Genomic DNA, 20181 nt, shown 5'->3' on the forward strand with positions numbered 1-20181 from the left:
GATCAGCCGTGGCCGAGCGCGCGCTTGGCCGCGGCGACGATCTTGTCGACGCTGGGCAGGTACTTCATTTCCAGGCGGAACAGCGGGATGTGGGTGTCGTAGCCGGTGACGCGCTCGACCGGCGCGAGCAGGTCGTACATCGACTCCTCGGCCAGACGCGCGGCGATTTCGGCGCCGAAACCGGCGGTCTTCGGCGCCTCGTGCACGATCACGCAGCGACCGGTCTTGGCCACGGACTCCGCGATGGTGGCGAAGTCCAGCGGCTTGAGCGTGGCCACGTCGATGACTTCGGCGCTGATCCCCTCGCCGGCGAGCTTGTCGGCGGCTTCCAAGGTTTCCTTGACCTGCGCGCCCCAGCTCACCAGGGTGATGTCGCTGCCGTCGCGCAGCACGTAGCACACGTCCAGCGGCAAGGCCTCGCCGTCGTCGGCGACGATTTCCTTGTACTGGCGATAGATGCGCTTGGGCTCGTAGAAGATCACCGGATCGGGATCGCGGATCGCGGCGAGCAACAAACCGTAGGCGCGCGCCGGCGACGACGGCAGCACCACGCGCAGGCCCGGCACGTTGGTGAACAAGGATTCGTTGGCTTCGCTGTGGTGTTCCGGCGCGCGGATGCCGCCGCCCCACGGTACGCGCAGCACCAGCGGGCAAGTCAGACGGCCGCGGGTGCGGTGGCGGAAGCGCGCGGCGTGGCAGATCAGATGATCGAGCATCGGATAAACGAAGCCGTCGAACTGCGCTTCGGCCACCGGTTTCATGCCTTGCGCGGCGAGGCCGACGCTGAGGCCGGCGATGGTGGTTTCGTCCAGCGGCGTATCGAGCACGCGCTCGGACCCGAAGATCTGCTGCAAGCCGGCGGTGGCGCGGAACACGCCGCCGTTGACGCCGACGTCCTCGCCGAGCACGAGCACGCTCGGGTCGTTGCGCATCTCATAGGCCAGCGCTTGGGTGATCGCCTCGATCAAGGTGATCGCGGCGGGCGTGGCGGCCGGCTGCGCGGTGTCGATCTTGCTTTGGGTGGCGGCGTTCATCGACGGTTCTCCTGCAGCGCCTGCTCGCGTTGCGCGGCGAGGTCGGCCGGCATGTCGGCATAAAGGAAATCGAACATCGCTTCGACCGGCTGCACCGGCGTTTCCAGGTACGCGTTGATCTCGACGTCGACCTTCTTGCCGCATTCCTCCAGCCAGGCCTTTTCCAGTTCCTCGTTCCACACGCCCTGATCGGTGAGATAGGTGCGCAGGCGCGGCATCGGGTCGCGCGTCCACGCGTCCTTGACCTCGGCTTCGTCGCGGTAGCGGCGCGCGTCGTCGGCGGTGGTGTGGTCGTGCAGGCGGTAGGTCATGAATTCGATCACGCTGCCGCCGTCGCCGTTGCGCGCGAGCTCGGCGGCGCGGCGCATGCCTTCGAGCACGGCGATCAGATCGTTGCCGTCCACCTGCAAGCAATGCAGGCCGCCGGCCAAGCCCTTCTGCGCCAGCGTCTTGGCGCCGGTCTGCGCCTTGCGCGGCACCGAGATCGCCCAGCCGTTGTTGATCACGCACAGGATCAGCGGCAGTTGGTAGGCGCCGGCGGAATTGAGCGCGGCGTAGAAGTCGGTCTTGGACGAACCGCCGTCGCCGCAGCAGGCCACGGCGAGGTTGGTTTCCTTGCGCAGCTTGAACGCGAGCGCGGCGCCGGCGGCGTGCAGGCATTGGGTGGAGATCGGCACCGACCAGGCGAAGTCCTTGCGCGGACCGGCGAAGTCGTTGCCGCGTTCGTCGCCGCCCCAGTACATCAGCACTTCGCGCGGCTGCACGCCGCGCATGAACTGCGCGCCGTATTCGCGATAGCTCGGCGCGAACACGTCGTCGGGCTTCATCGACGCGCCGATGCCGACATGGGTGGCTTCGTGGCCCAGGCACGCGGCGTAGGTGCCGAGCTTGCCGGTGCGTTGCAGGGCGATGGCCTTGCTGTCGAAGGTGCGCACGAACAGCATCTGCTTGAACAGCGGCAGCAGCGTGTTGGCGTCCTTGAACGCGGCCGGGATCTCGGCGACGGGCTTGCCGTCTGCGCCGAGGTATTGGAGATACTCGATTTCGAACGTCGCGGCGACGGTCATCGGGAGAGGTCCTCACGGGTGGGGATGAGGTCCGAATCGTTCCGGTCCCGGATCCAGTGCCGGGCGCGCTGGTCAGCTTCAGACGGCTGGGTCCGGAGACCGTCGAAGGCGACGGAGGTTCCGGGCCGGGCTAAAGCCGCGGCGCCCCCGCGTTCGTGCGTTCGCGGGGGCGCTGCGTCTGGCGCGGATGATACCGAAAGCGGGGTTAAGCGCCGTTGCGCGGTGCGGCATGCATTGCGGGGCGAAAACGGCTAGGCGTTGGTGGGAAAGTGTGCGCCCGTGAACGATTCGCGGCCGCCGCGGAGCCGGCCGCCGCCGCTGTCGCCACGCGTTCAGCTGCGCATTTCCAGGCAAATCGGACGGGTGGGCGCGGGTGTGGCGAAAAAATGACCAGTCGCGGCGATGTGCCGAATCGATGCGGATCGCTCATGACGACATGCCGAATTCAATCGCGAACTTGTCTGCGTTTGTGAGTTCGCTGTCAGCACGGCGACGTATGGATATCGATGTCGTGGCGTGCGGCGCGCGACCGGCGCATTCGGCGACGCACGCGTTCGCGCGTTCGGTCGCGTCGTTGCCGCGTGGCCGTGTCCAGGCGATGCAGTTGCAAGTGAAGGTGCCGGACGATCAAAAAAGAACCCCGGCCGAAGCCGGGGTTTGCGATTGCCGAACGCGCTTCGCTGTTACCGCGCCGAGGACGTCACGGTTGCGGCGTCACGGACACCTGGGCTTCGGCGCGATCGTTGGCCGCGTCCGGGTCTTGCGAGGCGGTGTCGGCGGCGACCGACAAAGTCAGGTCGCGCCCGGCCAGTTCGTCGCCGGCCAGCGCCGATACGGTGAAGCGCGCGCTGGCGTCCGCCGTCATCGCCGCCGCGCTGCAAGCGACCGAGGTGCGGCCGGTCGCAACTTGCGGCGCGTCGCAGGTCCAGCCGATGGCGTCGGTGGCTACGCTCAGCGACGGCGCTTCGACGTCCACGGCGAAGCCCAGCCCCGTCGACAACGCGCGGCCGGGGCCGAGGTTGTCGGCGACGATCGCGAACGCGTAGGTCTCGCCGACGCGGACGGTGGCGGCTTGCGCGGTCGCACTCAAACGCAGGTCCGCGCGCGGCGGCGGCAGCAGGTAGGCGACCGACGGATCGCGGTTGGACGCGCGCACCGCCGAATCGGCCTGGGTCCGGTACGACTCGGGGAAGCCGGCGTTGATGCGCGCATGGTCGAACTCGATCGCCGCGGTCGCGCCGACCATGGCTTCGTTGACCAGCAGGTGCTCGAGCTGATGGGCGATGCCGTCGCGGTAGGACGAATAGCGCTGCGCGGCGGCGCCCAGATCGGTGAGAACGATCAGGTTCGGATCGACCGCGTCCAGACCGTCGCCCGGTACCAACGTGGCCTCGTCCGCGCTCGGCGCGCCGGCGACGGTGCCGATCACATCGGCGTAGCCGTCGTTGAACTGCGGCGCGTTGAAGTCGCCGAACGCGATCAGGCGCGCGGTCGGATCGAGCGTCTGCCGCTGGTGGAGATAACCCGCGAGGAACTCGGCCTGACGCTGGCGCTTGAGCCGCGTCACATCGTTGTAGACGGATCCGTCCTCGATGCCGAGTTCGGACTGTTGGCTCACCAGCACCGCGCTGAACGGGAAGTCGCGGCCGTCGGCGTAGTGCGCGACGGCGTCCAGCGCCAGCGGCGGACGATCGTTGAGCAACGAGGTCTGCTGGCGCCCGTCGACCCATTGCGTGTCCTTGCCGATCTGCGCAACCTGCAGCACTTCGATGCGCGGCTTGCCGGGTGCGACCGGCGCGGTCTTGACCAGATAGCCCACGTCGAGCCCGAGCGGGTCGTTGCCTTCCAGCAGGTGCGCGACGTAGAGCGGATCGCTCTGGCCGGCGGCGACCGCGTCGGCGTTGACGCGCGCCGCCAGGGTTTGCAGCGTGGCGAGATTTTCCACGTCGGTGAAGCCGATCACGTCGGGCAGGCGTAGGAATTCGCGCACGCCCAGCGCGACCTTGGCGATGCGGCGGTCGTAAACGGTCTGATCCGGCAGCGGCTCGGCGGCGTAGGGATCGTTCTGCGTGTCGAACAAACGCAATTCGGGGTAAGTCGCGATCGACACGGCGTCGCCGTCGACGGAGTCGGTTTGCGCGGACGCCTGCGGCGAGCGCGTGCCTTGCATCTGCAACGGCGCGTAACCGGGCGTCAGCGGCGAATCCAGCACCAGCACGTAGCGGCCGTCGCGATAATCGACCACGCCGCTGAGCTCGGACAGTCGCGCGCCGCTGTGGACGTACAACGGCAGGCTCGGATCCAGCGCCTGCGGATCCAGCGCGATCACGCTCGCGTGCGGATCGGCGAGCGGCACTGTGTTCGGCGGCGGCATGACGTAACGACGCAGGCCGGCGTTGCGCAGCGCCGGCGCGGGCAGCGTCGGGCTCTGCGCGTAGACCAGACCCGATCCGGTGGCGGTGGCGCGGTCCTCGTCGAGGCGGCCGTCGGCCTGGACCAGCGCGTTCAATTCGCCGATGCGCAGGCGCATGCCTTCGTAGCGTTCCAATTGGCCGCTGAGCACCGCCGCGTCGTCGATCGCCGGCGCCGGCAACGGGCGGCCGGTGGCGATCAGGATCGTCGCCCAGCCGTCGTTGAGCTGGGTGCGTCCCGGGGTGAGGAAGGCCGAGCGGCCTTCGACGACCGTGCTCGACACGCGCACCAGATTGCCGATCCGCGCAGCCGCCGGCAGCGCGCTGGTGCGCACGAACAGACCCTCGGAGGTCGCTGGGTCACCGTCGTCGCGGCTGGGATCGGATTGGATGAAGAATCCTTCGCCGGTCAATGCGGTGACGATGCCGACGACATCCACCGGCATGCCGTTGAGCGGCGAGTAAGCGCCGGCGCCTTGCACTTGGGAGATCGGGGTGATCGGTCGCGCGCTGTTGCGGATCGTCACCTGCGCGCTGAGGTCGGCGCCGACGGCGCCGCTCAGGCCGCTCACATCGACGAAGAAGGTTTCGTCCGATTCCGGCTCCTCGTCGCCGAACACCGGAACGGACACGGTGATTTCGCTTTGTCCGGCGGGAATGCTGAGGTGGCCGGAGGATGCGGCGTAATCGATGCCGGCGGTGGCGCTGCCGTTGCGGGTGGCGTAATCGAAACCGACGCCCGCGGCGCCGGCGGGGCGGTCGAGGAAGATGCGCACGGTGGCGAGGTTCTGGCCGGATTGGCCTTCTTCGACCTCGGTGTCTTGCGCGTACAACTGCGCCGGCGCGCCGCCGCAGACATAGACCGGCGCGGCCGAGTTGCGCGGCGCCGGCGCCAGGATCGCGAAGTCGGCGTTGTTGTCGTTGGTGTCGTTGCAGCCGGCGTCCTTGCGCAGCGCCGCGGTGGTGGTCGCGGTCGTGCCCGCCAAGGGGCGGGTTTCCGAGCAGGTCGCCGAGGTGCTGATGCCGACCGCGTCGATGCGCAGCGCCGGGCAGGCGCCGCTGAGCGCGCGATTGTGATCGACCAGCAGCACCTTGCCGCCGCTGGCCTGCATCGCGATCGTGCCGGTCGCGTCGGGCGTCGGCAGCGGCGACAGGCCGAAGGCGCCACCGCTGGCCTGTTGGATCAGGTAGTAGCCGCCCGGGGCGATCGAGCCCGACAGCGCAGTGCGCTGCCAAGTCGCCGGGCTCGGACCGAGGTTGTATTGCACCGACCAACCGTCGAGGCTGACCGCGGTATCGCCGTTGTTGTGCAACTCGATGAAATCGTGCGTGTAGTTGGAACCGGCATTGCCGCCCGCACCGTAGATCTGGCTGATGACGACCCCCGCCTGGGCCGTGCCGGCCGCGGCGAAGGCCAGCGCTGCCGCCAACAGGCGGCTCCCTGACTTGTTCATGGTGCTCCTTGAGACGAGTGAACCGCGGCCTCGTGCGGCGGCGGGCCGATTTTGCATGAGGCGGGTCGCAATTTCGGCGATGGAGCCAACGCGCGGACAAAAAAAGACCCCGGCCTAGGCCGGGGTCCGTGCATTCACCGAGAACGCGAAGATCAGGGGATGAAGTTGGCGACCAGCAGGACGCGGGCGAAAGCGGCGGCGCCGCCTTGCACGGTCACGTACCAGGTGCCCGACTGCGGCGTCATCGAAAACACCAGCTCGTTGTTGCTGCCGCTGCGGTTCGAGAACAGGTCGTAATCGGTAGCGGTCGGCTTCGCGCCGCGCTTGGCGTAAAGCGCGACGTCGCCGGTGCCGCCCTGGGTGGTGATGCGCAGGCCGCGCGCGCCCGCCGGGAGCGTCAGGCGGAAGGTCTTGGCTTCGCCGGCGGCGCCGCTGACTTCGACGAGCTTGGCGTTGGTCAGTTCGGGCGTGGTGTCCTGGGCGGTCACCGCCACGCTCGCCTCGGCCGTATCGTTGCCCACGACCTTATCCAGCGACGCCGTGCTGCCGGCGACGGCGAGCTTGACGCTCTTGCCGGCCAGATCGGCGGTGGCGTTGGCGCTCAGCGCGAAGCTGGCGCTGGCGCCGTTGGCCAAGGCGGCGGCGTGGCAGGCCACCGAGGTCTTGCCGGTGGCGATTTGCGGCGCGTCGCAGGTCCAGTCGGCCGGTTTGGTCACGCTCAGCGACGGCAGTTCGGCGTCGAGGGCGAAGCCCACGCCGACCGCGTCCGCGCGGCCCGGGCCGTGGTTGGTCGCGGTCGCGGTGTAGCCCAGGTTCTGGCCCACTTCCACCGAAGCGGCGGTCGCGGCCGCGGTCACGCCGAGGTCGGCGGTTTCGCGCGGCACCAGATACGTCACCACCGGATCGTGGTCGGACAAGCGCGACGGCGAGTCGTCCAGATTGCGGTTGGTCTCCGGATAGTCGGCGTTGATGCGCGCATGGGCGAGGTGGATCGAGGCGGTGTTGACCACCAGTTCCTCGTTCACCAGCACGTGGTCCAGGCTCTGCGCCTGCCCGTCGAACACGAACGAATAACGGTCGCTCGGGTCGGCGATGCTGGCCAGGTTGATCAGGTTCGGCTCGACCAGGTCGGCGCCGTCGCCGGTCACCGCGGTGGTGTCGTCCGGGCTCGGCGTGCCGGCCACGGTGTTCATCACGTCGACCAGACCGTCGTTGAACTCGAACGCGTTGAAGTCGCCGAGCGTGATCAGGCGCGTGGCCGGATTGCTGGTCTGGCGCTGGTTGAGGTAGGTCGCCAGGAATTCGGCCTGACGCTGGCGCTTGAGGCGCACGCGGTTGCCGTTGTCGGAGGCTTCCTCGGCGCCGCCGAGCGAGCGCTGGTGCACCAGCACCACGCTGATCGGGAAATCGCGGCCGTCGGCGTAATGGACGATCGCGTCCAACGCCAGCGGCGGACGGTCGTTGAGCAGCGCGGGCTTGTTGTCCGGCTGCGTCCACATCTCGTCCTTGCCGATCTGCGCCACCGCGGTCACTTCCACGCGCGGCTTGCCCGGCGCGACTTCCGCGGTCTTGACCAGATAGCCCACGTCGATGCCGCCGATGTCGTTGCCTTCTTGCAGGTAGGCGACGTAGTTCGGATTCGGCCGGCCGTTGGCGACGGCGTCGTCGTTGATGGTGGTGGCGATGTCCTGCAGCGTGGTCAGGTTCTCCATTTCGACCGTGCCGAGGATGTCGGGCAGCTTGAGGTAGTCGCGGATGCCGATCAGCGCCTTCTTCTTGCGCTTGGCGTAGGCGGCCGCGCTGATGACGGTGTCGTCGCCGGAGTTCTTCACCGTATCGAAGAAGCGCTCCATGTTGTAAGCGGCGACCGAGACGGCGTTCGGGTCGACGTTCTCGACGGCCGGGCGCGGCTGCGGGCCGGGGGTGACCGAGACCGACGCGGTCGGATCGATCAGCAGCGTGTAGCGGCGGAAGCCGTAATCCAGCGGGCCGGTCATGCCGGTGATGATCGCGCCGGCGGCGACGTCGAGCTTGGGCGCGCCGAGGCCGTCGCTGTCGACGGTCATCAGTTCCGGGTTGCCGTCCCAGCGCGGAATCGGCGGGATGCTGCCGGCCGGCGGATTGTCGCCGGGCTGGATGCCGGGTTCGCGGAACGGACGCGGCACATCGCCGATCACGCCGTGGAAGATGCCGTTGCTGACGCCGGTGGCGGTGGGCTCGTCGGTGCTGCCCTTGGTCGGCGCGGTCACCTTGAAGCTCTGGATCGCCACGCGCATGCCTTCGAACGGCTCCAGCGCGTCGAGCGGCGAGGTCGGCAGCACCGTCGGCAGCACCACCGGAACCGGCAGCGGCGCGGTACCGATCGCGGCGTAGGAGGCGAAGGTCAATTCGGTGTACGGCAACTGGCCGGTGCCGGCCGGAACGAACTCGGCGATCTTGGCGGACACGCGCACGCGCTTGCCGACGGCGGCCGAATCGGTGGGCGCGGCGCTGGTGAACACGAACACGCCTTCGGAGGTCATCGGATCGGCATCGGCTTCCGCGTCGGTGGTTTGCAGGAAGAAGCCGTTGCTCTTGCGGCCGGTGACCACGCCTTCGGTGGTGACGGTCAGGCCGACCAGCGGCGAGGTCGCGCCGTTGCCCTGGATGTCGTGGACCGGGGTGACCGGGGTGTCGTCGTCGACGATGGTCGCGCTGGCTTCCGGCGCCGAGGTGCGCGCGCCGACCAGGTTGCTCAGGCGCAGCTTGAAGTTCTCGAACGGCTCGGCTTCGGTGTCGCCGTTGACGTTGACGGTGATGGTCGCGCTGCTCTGGCCCTGCGGGATCGAGCCGGCGAGATTGGTCAGCGCGGCGAAGTCGCCGCTGGCCGCGATGGCGGTGCCGTCGACGGTCGACGCCGTCCAGCTCACGCCGCCGGCGCCGGCCGGTTCGCTCAGGGTCACGGTGAAGACGAACGCGGTGGTGCCGCTGTTGCCTTCGAGTTGTTCGACGCCGGTGATGGCGAGGGTGGGCAGGGTGGGGCCGCCGCAGACGACAGCCGAGGTTGCGCTGTTTCGCGCAGTCACGCTGGCCGAGTCGGTCGCGGTGAAATCGGCGCCGTTGTTGTCGGTATCGGTGCAGCCTTCGCCCTTGCGCACCGCCATGGTGGTGGCGCTGATGACCGGCGCGGGCGTGTTGCCTTCGGAGCAGTTGGCCGTGCCCACGCCGAGCAAGTCGATCGTGCCGGTCGGGCAGCTGCCGCTAAGCGCGGCGGTGCTGCTGACCAGCGCCAACTTGAAGCTCGTGGCGCTCATGGCCAGCGTGCCGCTCGCATCCGCGGTCGGCAAGGGAATTTGTTGGCCGCCGGTGCCGCCGGCTTCCTTGATCAGGTAGTACCCGCCGGGCGCGATGCTGCCGGTGAGCGGGGTGGTGCTCCAGCTAGTGCCGGCCGCGGAGGCGTACTGCACGCTCCAGCCGGTCAGATTGACTGCCGTACTGCCGTTGTTGTGCAGTTCGATGTAGTCGTTCGTGTACTTGCTGCCGGTATTGCCGCCGCCCCCGTACGCCTGACTGATCACCACCTGCGCCTGCGCCGACCCGGCGGCGGCGAAAGCCAGCACCGATACCGCCAACAGGCGGCCCCGTAACTTGTCCATGTTGCTCCCCATTTTGAGTACCCGCCGAACCCCTTCGGCGGATAGACGATTGTGCCCGAAGTGTGCGCAGACGGGATTGCAGTGTGATGACCTTGGCGAAATTGCCGTGATTTTCAGCGCGTTAGCTGCCTGAATGGGACGAAGGCGGGAACGATCGCCACGAGGCAAAACACCGGCCCCGGCGCGAGGCCGGGGCCGGATCGAGGCGTCGCGGACGCCGGTCAGGGCGTCGGCGCGCCGCCGGCGCCGGGGTCGGCCGGCGGGGTCACCTGCTGATAACCGACGGCGCGGTCGTTCGACGAATCGGCGTCGTAGCTCTGCGCGCTCACCGACGCGGCCAGCGGAATCGACCAGCCGACCATGCCCGCCGCGGTCGGCGCGTCGATCTCGAACAGATCGCTCACGTTCGCCGGCAGGCTCGGCGCGGTGCAGGCCACCGAGGTCGCGTTGTCGCTGACCGTCGGCGCCGAGCAGGTCCACTGCGGCGACGGCGGAGTCACGTGCAAGTCGCCGTCGGGCGTGGACGAGGCGAAGGCGATGGCGACCGAGCGCGCCGCGCCGGGGCCGTCGTTGCGCAGCGCCGCGCGGTAACGCAGGCGTTCGCCCAACGCCACCGATGCCGCGTCGGCGGATTCGACTTGCACCGACAATTCGGCGCGCACCCGCGACACCCACGAAATCCGCAGCGGATCGCTCGAGGCCGCGCGCGCCGGCGTGCTCGCGTCGTCGTGCAGGATCGCCGGGAAATCGGCGTTGATGCGCGCATGCTGCACGCGCACCTGATCGCTGGCGAGCACGAACTCTTCGCTCAACAACGCATGCCGGGTGCTTTGCGCATTGCCTTGTTCGACCGAGGAATAACGGCGTTGCGCGTCGTTGAGGCTGTCGGCCTGGATCAGATCCGGCTGCACCCAATCCTGGCCGTCGGGCACCGACGTGCTCAGGTCCGGCCCCGGCGTGCCGGCGATGGCGTTGACCGTATCGACATAGCCGTCGCTGAACGCGAAGTCGTCGAAATCGCCGAGCACCAGCAGTTGCGGCTTGGCGCCGTTGAAGGTCTGGTTCTGGCGCTGATTGAGATAACCGGCGAGGAACTCGGCCTGACGCTGCCGGCGCACGCGCACGCCCTCGACGCCCGGATCGGCGTTGGCCGGGACGCTTTCGCTGTCGGCGCGTCCGTCCATGCCGACCAGCACCGCGGTCAGCGGCACGCTGCCGCCGTCGGCCAGATGCACGGTGGCGTCGAGCGCCAGCGGCGGATGCGTGTACAGCGGGCCCGAACCTTCCCAGGCGACGTTGGCGCCGATGGGCTGCACATTGACGTGGTCCACGCGCGGCAGGCCGGCGCTTTGCTCGGTCCCGGTTTTGTACAAGAAAGCGAGATTGAGGCCGCGCGGATCCCTGCCCTCGAAGGTGTAGAACTGATAGTGCGGCAGCGGCTCGCCGGCTTCGCTGGCGAGCGCGTCGATGCGCATGCTCAGGTTCTGCAGCGCGTTGCCTTCCACGCCGCCGAGCGCGACCAGGTCCGGCGCGCCGAGCGAGCGCAGGATGCCGAGCGCGGCCTTGCGCAGATTGCGTTCGTACGCGGCCGCGGTCGGCACTTCGTCGGCGTAGCGCGGGTCGTCCTGGACGTCGAACAAACGCTCCAGATCGTAGTACGCGACGCTGAGCGCGCGATCGGCCGGCAGCGGCGGCAGCGGCGCGCTGTCCGGCGCGCCGTCGCGATCTTCGTCGGCGCCGCGCGGCGCCACGCCGGGCGCGGTCGTCGTCGGCTTGCCGTCGCCGCTCATCAACAAGGTGTAGCGGCCGTTGCGCAGGCTCAGCACGCCGCCGGCGTCGCGCAGCTTGGCTTCGCTGGCCACTTGCAGCGGGCCGGCGCCCGAAGTGGAACTGTCGATGGCGATCACTTCCGGGTTGCCGTCCCACAGAGGCAGCAGCGGCGCGTTGGCCGAATCGTTGGGATTCTGCGGCCGCACGCGCAGGCCCGGTTCGCGCTGCGGACGCGCCGGCATCGGCGCGGTCATCGGCATGGACACGACATGGAACACGCCGTCGCTGATCGTGGTGTCCTGACCGGCGACGATGCGTCCGCCGGTCGGGCCGACCACGCGCAGGTCGCTGGACAGGCGCACGCGCATGCCTTCGACGCGTTCGAGTTCCTGAGTCGGGTCCGGCGGCAAAACGCCGAGCCATTGCAGCGCGGGCAAGCTCGCCGCGCCGAGCGTTTCCACCGTCGGCGAACCGCCGAGCGCGGTGAGCGTGGCGGCGGGCGTGGCCGGGTCCGGCGCGTATTCGAGCACCGTGCCCGACACGCGCACGCGCTGGCCGACCAGCGCCGGATCGCCGGCTTGTCCGGTTTGCACGAACAGCGCGTCGGAGGTGGCCGGATCGCCGTCGGCGTCGGGGCCGTCGTTCTGCACGAACAACCCGTCGGCGACGGCCGCGGTGACGACGCCGATCACCGAGGCCGCTTGTCCGAGCATCGGCGATTGCGCGCCGCGGCCTTGCACCGCGCCGATCGGCAGGATCGGGACATCGTCGTTGAGGATGGTGGCCTTGGCCTTGAGCACGCCGTCGGCGTCGGTGGTCACGCCGGGCGTCACCGCCTGCATGTGCAGCTCGAAGGTTTCGTCGGCTTCGACGATGCGGTCGCCGAGCACCGCCACGGCGACGGTGGTGGAGACCGCGCCTTCGGCGATCGTGCCGTTGATCGGCGCGATCGGGTCGAAGTCTTGCCCGGCGAGCGCGCTGCCCGGGTTGGTGTTGAAGCGGAACGTCACCCCGCCGGCCGGCGCGGCGCGGTTGAGCTTGACGGTGAATACGAAGGCGGTGCGGTTGCTGTCGCCTTCGGCCTGGGCGATGTCGGCCACGCTCAGCGCGAGCGGCGGCAGCGGGCCGCACGCGCGCGCAGGCGACTGCGAGCTGCGCGGCGCCGGCGCGCCGACGGCGAAGTCGGCCGAATCGATGTCGGTGTCGCGGCAACCCTCGTCGCCGCGCAGCAAGGCATCGCGCGCGGGCGCGGCCAGCGCCGGGGCCGTGCCGCAGCGCGCGACCGAGCCGTAGACCACGCGGTCGCGCGCGCCGGTCGGGCATTGTCCGCTCAGCGTGCGGTTTTCGCTGACCACGGCGACGCGGCCGCCGGTGTTGTTGAGGCTCCAAGGGACCTGCAGATCCGGCGTCGGCAACGGCGCGCGGCCGGCGCTCGGATTGCCGGTGGCGATCAGGTAATAGCCGCCCGGCGCGATGCTCCCGCGCAGCGAGCTGCGCAGCCAATTGCCGGCGGTGTTGGTGGGGTTGGACTGCAGCGACCAAGCGTCCAGCGCCACCGCGTCCCCGCCGGTGTTGTGCAGTTCGATGTAGTTGCCGCGATAGGGCGACGCGGTGGGGGAACCGGCGCCGGCGTAGATCTGGCTGACGACGATTTCGGCGCGGGCGGTACCGGCCAGGGCCAAGGCGATACCGGCCGCGAGGGCGCGGCTAGCGAGTGAGTGCATGAAGTCCCCTTGAGAATGAGCCCGCGGCCGGTCGCGCGCCGCTGCGCGCGGTGGCGGGCAGGCGCGGCCATTGTCGCGCTCGGACGTCGCACGGCGCGCGACCGCGTGACCGCCGTCGCGTCGGGCGGGCGGGGCCGGCGCGGCCGGCGGCGGGGCGTTTTGCGCAGTCCGGGCGCTGGCCCGGCGCGGTCCGGCGCCGGCCCGGATGCGCTACGCTTTGCGCCCCTGCTGCGAGCCCCGCCGACGATGTCCGTAGAGAAGAACCAGCGCGAACTGGAAAGCGGTATCCATACCGACCTGCAGGGGCGCATCACCTACGGCGGCTATCTGCAACTGGACAAGCTGCTCTCGGCGCAGCGCCCGCTGTCGCAGCCGGGCCATCACGACGAGATGCTCTTCATCGTCCAGCATCAGGTCTCCGAGCTGTGGATGAAGCTGGTCATCCACGAACTCAGCGCCGCGCTCGAACACTTGCGTCGCGATCAGGTCTGGCAATGCCAGAAGGTGCTGGCGCGCTGCAAGCAAGTGCTGCGGCAACTGACCGAGCAATGGTCGGTGCTGGAGACGCTGACGCCGTCGGAGTACATGGGCTTCCGCGAAACCCTGGGGCCGTCTTCGGGCTTCCAGTCGCTGCAGTACCGCACCATCGAGTTCATGCTCGGCAACAAGAACGAAGCGATGCTCAAGGTGTTCGCGCACGATCCGCAGGGGCAGGCGACGCTGGAGCGCGCGCTGGCCGCGCCGAGCCTGTACGACGAATTCCTGATGTATCTGGCGCGCTTCGGCCATCCGGTGCCGGCCGCGCATCTGCAACGCGACTGGCGCCGGCCGCACGTGGCCGACGCCGATCTGCAGCCGGTGTTCGAGCGCATCTACGAGAACACCGACGTGTACTGGCGCGAGTACGCGCTGTGCGAGGATCTGGTCGATCTGGAAACCCAGTTCCAGCTGTGGCGCTTCCGCCACATGCGCACGGTGATGCGCATCATCGGCTTCAAGCGCGGCACCGGCGGGTCGAGCGGGGTCGGGTTCCTGAAACAAGCGCTGGAGCTGACGTTCTTCCCGGAGCTGTTCTCGGTGCGCACGACGATCGGGCCGGCCGGGGGCTACGGCGCTTCGAGCGGCGACTGAGCGCGCATCGAAGCGGCGGGTTCGCCGGCGCTGGAGCCCTGGCGCCGCCCCGCGCAATCGCGGATAGAAAAGCGTCGGCCCCGAAATCCCCGCCAGCGGGGACGAAAGCGGCGCAGGCCCGCGGCGCGGCCGCGCGGCTCCCGCCGCCGTTCGCGCGGAACGATGACAGTTGTCACCCGTTGGCGGCAAGAAGCCTTCCCGAAGGCCGACATTCCCATCGCGAGCGCGCAAAAATCTTCCCCGTTCAGTCTGTTACGTGCGCAAATGTTGCGCCGCAGCAGGATTTGCGCGCCTTCACGAACGTTTGACGCCGCCCCCCTGTGCCGGTAAATCTCCCCGGCCCGTGCCGTCGGCGTGGGATTTTCATTCAGTTTCCACACGACAGGGGACACCGCATGAGCGGAGCCGCGATACCGACCCAGGGCCAGGCGCCCATTCCCGAATTCCCGCAGCGCATGGGTCATCCCAAGCCGCTGTGGATGCTGTTCATGACCGAATTCTGGGAGCGCTTCGCCTTCTACGGCATTCGCTGGGCGCTCGTGCTGTACATCGTCGCGCAGTTCTACAGCGGCGACTCGGCCGGCGAAGCGCCGGCCAACCGCGTCTACGGCGCTTACCTCGCGCTGGTCTACGCCGCGGCGATCTTCGGCGGCTACGTCGCCGACCGGATCTTGGGGTATCAACGCTCGATCCTGCTCGGCGCGGCGATCATGGCCACCGGCCTGTTCCTGATCGCGATTCCCAACGAACAGATCTTCAAGCTCGGCCTGGCCACCATCGTGGTCGGCAACGGTCTGTTCAAGCCCAACATCTCGACCATGGTCGGCAAGCTCTACGCGGTCGGCGACGAACGCCGCGACTCGGGCTTCACCATCTTCTATATGGGCATCAACTGCGGCGGCTTCATCTCGCCGATCCTGACCGGCATCCTCGCCGAACAGGTGTTCGGCACCTCGGTGATGCCGGCCTACAAGATGGTGTTCCTGGCCTCCGGCGTGGGCATGCTGATCAGCCTGTTCTGGTTCTGGTTCGGCCGCCGCCAGCTCGAAGGCATCGGCCGTCCGCCGGCCGACAGCGCCGGCAAGCAGAAGGTGCTGTACGTGTTCCTCGCCGCGCTGGTCGCGATTCCGGCGGTGTACTTCCTGCTCGCGCTGGGCGCGGCGACCCTGCAGTGGATCCTGCTGGCGATGTTCCTGGGCCTGTGCGGCCTGCTGCTGGCGGAAGGCTTCCGCGAAGGCTCCAAGCAGCGCGACATGGTGATCGCGATGCTGATCATCTTCACCTTCAACATCCTGTTCTGGATGTTCTTCGAGCAGGCGGGCAGCTCCTTCACCTTCCTCGCCGACAAGATCGTCGACCGTCAGTTCAGCGGCGGCTTCGTGTTCCCGAACGCGTGGTTCCAGTCGGTCAACTCGCTGGCGATCATCGCCCTGGCGCCGATCATCGCCTGGATCTGGATCGCGATGCGCAAGGCCAACCCGTCGATCCCGCGCAAGTTCGGCCTGGGCCTGATCTTCAACGGCCTGGCGTTCCTGCTGCTGGTGGTGGTGCTGACCCCGCTGGTGGTCCCGGCCGCCGGCCTGGAGAGCCTGCCGTCGTGGCTGAAGTGGGCGCCGTCGGTGTCGCCGGATTCGGCGTTCCCGGCCGCCGCGGGCAAGATTCCGTTCTGGTCCTTGTTCATGGTCTACGTCATCCAGTCCATCGGCGAGCTGTGCCTGTCGCCGATCGGCCTGTCGATGGTGACCAAGCTGGCGCCGGTGCGTCTGGTCGGCTTCGGCATGGGCGGCTGGTTCCTGTCGACCGGCATCGGCAACAACCTGTCGGGCATCTTCGCCGGCGTGGTCAGCGGCGAGAAGGGCATGGACACCTCGACCGCGCTGACCGGCTACGGCTTCGGCTTCCTGGTCCTGGTCGGCGCCGGCCTGCTGTTGTTCCTGATCGCGCCGCTGGTGCAGAAGCTGATGCACGGGGTGAAGTGAGCGCGGTGCCGATCCGAGCGGTGCAGCTCCGATCGGTGCCGCACCGATCAGTGCAGATTTGAGCGCGAAAACGGCGGCCGACGGCCGCCGTTTTCGTTTGCGGCGACGGCTTCAGCGAAAGGAGAACGAGCGATGGGCGGACTGTTTCACTGGTTGATCTTGCTGGTCATGATCGGCGGCGTGGTCGGGATCGCGGCCTTGATCGTGTTCTTGTCGAACCGCCGCAAATGACCGCGTCGCTACGGTCGCCCCTGTAGGAGCGGCGCAAGCCGCGACCGCGCCCATTCGATTGCGGCGAAAGCGACCTGTCCCGTCGTCGCGGCGAAAGCTCCAAGCCGTCACTCGCCCCCATCCGTCATTCGCCCCCATCCGTCATTCCGGCGAAAGCCGGAATCCATTTTGCTGTTGCTTTGCACGGGCTCCCCAAAGCTCAAGAGCGACAGCAAAGTCAAAATGGATTCCGGCTTTCGCCGGAATGACGGGGAGTGGGGCGGCGGCCTCTCTCGCCGGAATGACGGGGAGTGGGGGGACGGCCTCTCTCGCCGGAATGACGGGGAGTGGGGTGGCGGCCTCTTTCGCCGGAATGACGGGGAGTGGGGTGACGGCCTCTCTCGCCGGAACGACGGAGAGCGGGCAGTCCCGAACCCTCAGCGCGCCTGCGCCGCCATTTCCGCCTCGGCCTGGATCTCCAGCTCGTCCAGCCGATCCAGCAAGCGGAACAGCGCCTCGCGTTCGGCGGTTTCGATCCCCGCCAGCAGCCGCTGCTCGAACGCCAGCGCCATCGGCGCGACCTCGTCGTAGATCTTGTAGCCGTCCGGCGACAGCCGCAGCACCGAACGGCGGCGGTCGTCGTCGTGGGTGTCGCGCTCCAGGCGCCCGGCCTCGGTCAGGCGCGCGACCGCGCGGCTCACCGCGACCTTGTCCATCGCCGTGCGCTGGGCCACCTCGTTGGCCGACAGCCCGGGGAAGCGCCCCAGCACGGCCATGACCCGCCACTCGGTCACGCTCAGGGCGTAGCGCTCGGAATAGACCCGGGCGATCGCGCCGCTGACCCGGTTCGACAGCACCGACAGCCGGTAGGGCAGGAAGTGGTCGAGGTCGAGCTCGGCGTGGCGGCCGCCGGCGCGCGCGGCGGCGCGCCCGGCCGGGGCGGCGGGGCGTCCGGCCTGCGGGTCAGCCGCGGCCGGGTCGGACGGGGCGGGCGCCCCGGAATGAGAGATCGGTCGATTCATGCTGCACTGTGTCTTGATTATGGTTTCATATGAAACTATAACGGCTACTTTCCCTGAGGCCGTCCGCAGCGGACCCGGCCGCCACCCGAGAACAATGCCATGAATGCACAGCCCAACCTCGGCATGCAGGTCACCACCTTCGAAAATCCGCTCGGCATCGACGGCTTCGAGTTCGTCGAATTCGCCGCGCCCAAGGGCCAGGGCGCCCTGCTGCACGACTATTTCCGCAAGCTCGGCTTCGCCGCCGTGCTCAAGCACAAGTCGCGCCCGATCACCGTCTACCGCCAGGGCGGGGTGAACTTCCTGGTCAACGAGACGCCCGACAGCTTCGCCTCCGCCTTCGCCGAAGCCCACGGCCCCTGCGCCAGCGGCTTCGCGATCCGCTTCGACAAGCCGGCCGGCGAGGTGCTCAAGGCCGTGCTCGCCAACGGCGGCGAAGCGGTGAGCGAACGCGCCGACACCCGCGTGATCGACGCCCCGGTGGTCAAGGGCATCGGCGACTGCATGCTGTACCTGGTCGACCAGTACGGCGACAAGGGCAACGCCTACGCCGACTACGAACCCATCGCCGGCGCCGAGCAGAACCCGGCCGGGTTCGGCCTGACCTTCATCGACCACCTGACCCACAACCTGTACTTCGGCAACATGCAGAAGTGGTCGGACTATTACGAGCGTCTGTTCAACTTCCGCGAGATCAAGTACTTCGACATCAAGGGCGCCAAGACCGGCCTGGTGTCCAAGGCCATGACCGCGCCGGACGGCATCGTGCGCATCCCGCTCAACGAGTCCAACGACCCCAAGAGCCAGATCAACGAATACCTGGACGCGTACAAGGGCGAGGGCATCCAGCACATCGCCTGCTTCACCGACGACATCTACCAGACGGTCGAGGCGATGCGCGCGCAAGGCGTGGAGTTCCTCGACACGCCGGACACCTACTTCGAAGTGATCGACCAGCGCGTTCCCAACCACGGGGAAGACGTCGCCCGGTTGGCCAAGAACAAGATCCTGATCGACGCCGACCGCGAAACCCACCAGCGCAAGCTGCTGCAGATCTTCACCCAGAACGCGATCGGCCCGATCTTCTTCGAGATCATCCAGCGCAAGGGCAACGAAGGCTTCGGCGAAGGCAACTTCCAGGCCCTGTTCGAAAGCATCGAGCGCGACCAGATGCGGCGCGGCGTGCTGTAAGTTGCACGGGCGGGGCGCGTTCGCGCGTCCCGCCTTGCGCAAGGCCGGTCCCCACCTCCCAGCGTCGAATCCCGCCATGAACACCGCCGCCGACAACGTCATCTCCCTGCCGTCCGCCGACAGCCAGCGCCAGCAGCCGCGCGGCTACATGAGCGGTTTCGGCAACGAATTCGCCACCGAGGCCGTCGCCGGCGCGCTGCCGGAAGGACAGAACTCGCCGCAGCGCGCGCCGTTCGGGCTCTACGCCGAACAGCTCAGCGGCACCGCCTTCACCGCGCCTCGCAAGGAAAACCGCCGCAGCTGGCTGTACCGGATCCGTCCGGCGGCGATGCACGGCGCGTTCTCGGCGTACGCGCAACCGCGCTTCCACAACGATTTCGGCGACGGCCCGGTGTCGCCGGATCAGCTGCGCTGGGATCCGCTGCCGCTGCCCGAAGGCGGCGACGTCGATTTCCTCGACGGCCTCTACACCATGGCCGGCAACGGCTCGGCCGCCGGCCAGCACGGCTGCGGCATCCATCTGTACGCCGCCAACCGGTCCATGCGCGGCCGCTTCTTCTACAACGCCGACGGCGAAACCCTGATCGTGCCGCAGCAGGGCCGCTTGCTGATCGGCACCGAACTGGGCGCGCTGGAAGTCGATCCGATGGAAGTCGCGGTGATTCCGCGCGGCATCCGCTTCCGGGTCGAACTGCTCGACGGCGCCTCGCGCGGCTACGTGTGCGAGAACTTCGGCGCGCTGCTGCGCCTGCCCGACCTCGGCCCGATCGGCGCGAACGGCTTGGCGAATCCGCGCGATTTCTCGACCCCGCACGCGTCCTACGAGGACGTGGACGGCGAGTTCGAACTGGTCGCCAAGTTCCAAGGCCACCTGTGGCGCGCCGACATCGGCCACTCGCCGCTGGACGTGGTCGCGTGGCACGGCAACTTCGCGCCGTACAAGTACGACCTGCGCCGCTTCAACACCATCGGTTCGATCAGCTTCGATCATCCCGACCCGTCGATCTTCACCGTGCTGACCTCGCCCAGCGACACGCCCGGCACGGCCAACATCGACTTCGTGATCTTCCCGCCGCGCTGGCTGGTGGCGCAGCACACCTTCCGCCCGCCGTGGTTCCACCGCAACGTCGCCAGCGAGTTCATGGGGCTGGTGCACGGCGTGTACGACGCCAAGGCCGGCGGCTTCGCCCCGGGCGGCGCCTCGCTGCACAACTGCATGACCGGCCACGGCCCGGACGCGGAAACCTTCGAAAAGGCCTCGCACGCCGACCTGAGCAAGCCGCATGTCATCACCGACACGATGGCTTTCATGTTCGAGACGCGCGCGGTGATCCGTCCGGCGGCGCAGGCCTTCGATGCGGCGCATCGGCAGCGCGATTACCAAGCCTGCTGGGCGGGGTTGCGGAAGCACTTCGATCCGTCGAAGCGCGATCAGTAAGCAGCCGCTTCAAGCCCCTCTCCTTGTGCGGGAGAGGGGCGGGTAAACGTCGAACGCCGAAGCGCGAGCGTTTCGCCGGCAACGATGCTTCGCGCGCGCCCCACGCTCGCCCCGG

At 68.6% G+C, this 20181-nt stretch carries 10 protein-coding genes; 4 read left to right on the forward strand and 6 right to left on the reverse strand.

The window, feature by feature from the left end; genetic code table 11:
* Window positions 1-2: 2 nt before the first annotated feature.
* From J5226_RS08870 to J5226_RS08890, 5 genes are all read right to left on the reverse strand, one after another.
* Window positions 3-1034 (reverse strand): alpha-ketoacid dehydrogenase subunit beta, encoded by a 1032-nt coding sequence (locus J5226_RS08870; RefSeq protein ID WP_215839557.1) that lies wholly within the window; start codon window positions 1032-1034, stop codon window positions 3-5.
* Window positions 1031-2101 carry a pyruvate dehydrogenase (acetyl-transferring) E1 component subunit alpha gene (gene pdhA / locus J5226_RS08875; protein ID WP_215839558.1) on the reverse strand — a complete coding sequence of 357 codons (1071 nt, stop codon included), beginning with the start codon at window positions 2099-2101 and terminating at the stop codon, window positions 1031-1033. The genes J5226_RS08870 and pdhA overlap by 4 nt, the downstream gene beginning before the upstream one ends.
* Window positions 2102-2801: 700 nt before the next feature.
* Window positions 2802-5966: a lamin tail domain-containing protein gene (locus tag J5226_RS08880; protein WP_215839559.1), complete on the reverse strand. Its 3165-nt coding sequence runs from the start codon at window positions 5964-5966 to the stop codon at window positions 2802-2804.
* A 152-nt stretch (window positions 5967-6118) separates the two neighbouring features.
* Window positions 6119-9601, reverse strand: coding sequence for a lamin tail domain-containing protein (locus tag J5226_RS08885; protein WP_215839560.1), 3483 nt, complete (start codon window positions 9599-9601; stop codon window positions 6119-6121).
* A 221-nt stretch (window positions 9602-9822) separates the two neighbouring features.
* Window positions 9823-13095 carry a lamin tail domain-containing protein gene (locus J5226_RS08890; RefSeq protein WP_215839561.1) on the reverse strand — a complete coding sequence of 1091 codons (3273 nt, stop codon included), beginning with the start codon at window positions 13093-13095 and terminating at the stop codon, window positions 9823-9825.
* 246 nt (window positions 13096-13341) lie between these two features.
* Here J5226_RS08890 and J5226_RS08895 point away from each other — a divergent pair, with 246 nt between their 5' ends.
* Both J5226_RS08895 and J5226_RS08900 read left to right on the forward strand, forming a co-directional pair.
* Window positions 13342-14226, forward strand: a complete 885-nt coding sequence (locus tag J5226_RS08895; RefSeq protein WP_215839562.1) for a tryptophan 2,3-dioxygenase family protein — start codon at window positions 13342-13344, stop codon at window positions 14224-14226.
* 395 nt (window positions 14227-14621) lie between these two features.
* On the forward strand, window positions 14622-16205 hold the full coding sequence (locus J5226_RS08900) for an oligopeptide:H+ symporter (RefSeq protein ID WP_215839563.1): 1584 nt from the start codon (window positions 14622-14624) through the stop codon (window positions 16203-16205).
* A 647-nt stretch (window positions 16206-16852) separates the two neighbouring features.
* Here the strand turns inward: J5226_RS08900 and J5226_RS08905 are convergent.
* On the reverse strand, window positions 16853-17437 hold the full coding sequence (locus J5226_RS08905; RefSeq protein WP_215839564.1) for a MarR family winged helix-turn-helix transcriptional regulator: 585 nt from the start codon (window positions 17435-17437) through the stop codon (window positions 16853-16855).
* 99 nt (window positions 17438-17536) lie between these two features.
* On the opposite strand from J5226_RS08905, the gene hppD reads away from it, so the two are divergent.
* Together hppD and hmgA are read left to right on the forward strand one after the other, a co-directional pair.
* On the forward strand, window positions 17537-18628 hold the full coding sequence (gene hppD, locus J5226_RS08910) for a 4-hydroxyphenylpyruvate dioxygenase (RefSeq protein WP_215839565.1): 1092 nt from the start codon (window positions 17537-17539) through the stop codon (window positions 18626-18628).
* A gap of 148 nt (window positions 18629-18776) precedes the next feature.
* Window positions 18777-20066: a homogentisate 1,2-dioxygenase gene (gene hmgA / locus J5226_RS08915; RefSeq protein ID WP_215840366.1), complete on the forward strand. Its 1290-nt coding sequence runs from the start codon at window positions 18777-18779 to the stop codon at window positions 20064-20066.
* Window positions 20067-20181: the final 115 nt, after the last annotated feature.

It is taken from the genome of Lysobacter sp. K5869, from assembly GCF_018847975.1.
In the GTDB taxonomy this organism is placed as follows: domain Bacteria; phylum Pseudomonadota; class Gammaproteobacteria; order Xanthomonadales; family Xanthomonadaceae; genus Lysobacter.